General features: G+C 68.8%; 2 protein-coding genes. Both read left to right on the top strand.

Annotated elements, in window-relative coordinates:
• The first annotated feature begins 14 nt into the window (after positions 1-14).
• A complete protein-coding gene (locus tag ABZ622_RS41980; protein WP_360552598.1) occupies positions 15-800 on the top strand; it encodes an electron transfer flavoprotein subunit beta/FixA family protein in 786 nt (261 codons plus the stop codon).
• 127 nt (positions 801-927) lie between these two features.
• On the top strand, positions 928-1,890 hold the full coding sequence (locus ABZ622_RS41975) for an electron transfer flavoprotein subunit alpha/FixB family protein (protein ID WP_360552596.1): 963 nt from the start codon (positions 928-930) through the stop codon (positions 1,888-1,890).
• Positions 1,891-1,973 lie beyond the last annotated feature (83 nt).

Here is a 1,973-nt window from a genome sequence, read left to right as displayed (position 1 = left end):
GTAGGAGAGCCGGCGTGAGCTTGAGGATCGTTGTCTGTGTGAAGTACGTGCCCGACGCCACGGGTGACCGGCATTTCGCCGATGATCTGACGGTGGACCGTGAGGATGTGGACGGTCTGCTGTCGGAGCTCGACGAGTATGCGGTGGAGCAGGCGTTGCAGATCGCGGACGGTGCGGACGATGCGGAGGTCACCGTGTTGACGGTGGGTCCGGAGGATGCCAAGGACGCGTTGCGCAAGGCGTTGTCGATGGGTGCGGACAAGGCGGTTCACGTCGAGGACGACGGTCTGCACGGCAGTGATGTGATGGGTACGTCGCTGGTGCTGGCGAGGGCTGTGGAGAAGGCCGGGTATGACCTGGTGGTCTCGGGGATGGCGTCGACGGACGGGTCGATGGGGGTGGTTCCGGCGTTGCTGGCGGAGCGTCTGGGTGTGCCGCAGGTGACGTTGCTGTCCGAGGTGTCGGTCGGGGACGGGGTGGTGCGGGGGCGTCGTGACGGTGACAGTGCCTCGGAGCAGCTGGAGGCTTCGTTGCCGGCGGTGGTGTCGGTGACGGACCAGTCGGGTGAGGCGCGGTATCCGTCGTTCAAGGGGATCATGGCGGCGAAGAAGAAGCCGGTTCAGTCGTGGGATCTGGATGATCTGGGGATCGAGGCGGACGAGGTCGGTCTGGAGGGTGCGTGGAGTGTGGTGGATTCCGCTGCGCAGCGTCCGGCGCGGACGGCGGGCACGATCGTGAAGGACGAGGGTGAGGGCGGCCGCCGGCTGGCGGAGTTCCTGGCGGGCCAGAAGTTCATCTGACCTGGCCTGACCTGGCCCCGGTCCGGTTCTGGTCCCGGCTGCGGTTCGTGTTCCGGTCCGGTTCGGGTGCGTGTCGTAGTTCCGTTTGCCCCTTGTTTCTTCGTTACTCGCAGGAGATTGAAGTCCCATGGCTGAAGTTCTGGTTTTTGTCGATCACGTGGATGGTGCGGTTCGTAAGCCCACGCTGGAGTTGCTGACGCTGGCGCGTCGGCTGGGTGAGCCGGTGGCGCTCGCGGTGGGTGCCGGTGCTTCCGGTACGGCCGGGGTGCTGGCCGGGCACGGTGCGGTGCGGGTGCTGACGGCGGAGGCGGCCGAGTTCGGCGACTACCTGGTGGTGCCGAAGGTGGATGCGTTGCAGGCGGCGTACGAGGCGGTGTCGCCGGTGGCGGTGCTGGTGCCGTCGTCGGCGGAGGGCAAGGAGATCGCGGCGCGGCTCGCGGTGCGGATCGGTTCGGGTCTGATCACCGATGCGGTGGATCTGGAGGCCGGTGAGCAGGGTCCGGTGGCCACGCAGGCCGTGTTCGCGGCGTCGTTCACGACGAGGTCGCGGGTGTCGCGGGGCACGCCGGTGATCACGGTGAAGCCGAACTCGGCGCCGGTCGAGGCGGCGGAGGCCGCGGGTGCGGTCGAGGTCCTGCCGGTGGCGTTCTCGGCGCAGGCCACGGGCACGAGGGTCACCGCGCGGACGCCGCGTGAGTCGACGGGCCGTCCGGAGCTGACCGAGGCCGCGATCGTGGTCTCGGGCGGCCGCGGGGTCAACGGTGCGGAGAACTTCGCGCTGATCGAGGCGCTCGCGGACTCGCTCGGCGCGGCGGTCGGTGCGTCGCGCGCGGCGGTGGACGCGGGCTGGTACCCGCACTCCAGCCAGGTCGGCCAGACCGGCAAGTCCGTCTCTCCGCAGCTGTACATCGCGTCGGGGATCTCGGGCGCGATCCAGCACCGGGCCGGGATGCAGACCTCGAAGACGATCGTCGCGATCAACAAGGACGCCGAGGCCCCGATCTTCGACCTCGTCGACTACGGCGTCGTCGGTGACCTCTTCCAGGTCGTTCCCCAGCTCACCGACGAGGTCAAGTCCCGCAAGGGCTGACCCGCAACCCCCTTCTCCTTCCCCACGGTCCGGGGCCGAGTGGTGCACACGCACCGCACGGCCCCGGACCGTTTCCGATCACC

Source organism: Streptomyces sp. NPDC007164, from assembly GCF_040634135.1.
Lineage (GTDB): Bacteria > Actinomycetota > Actinomycetes > Streptomycetales > Streptomycetaceae > Streptomyces > Streptomyces sanglieri.
The sequence above is the reverse complement of the archived record's forward strand: the minus strand, read 5'-3'. Positions and strand labels throughout refer to the sequence as shown.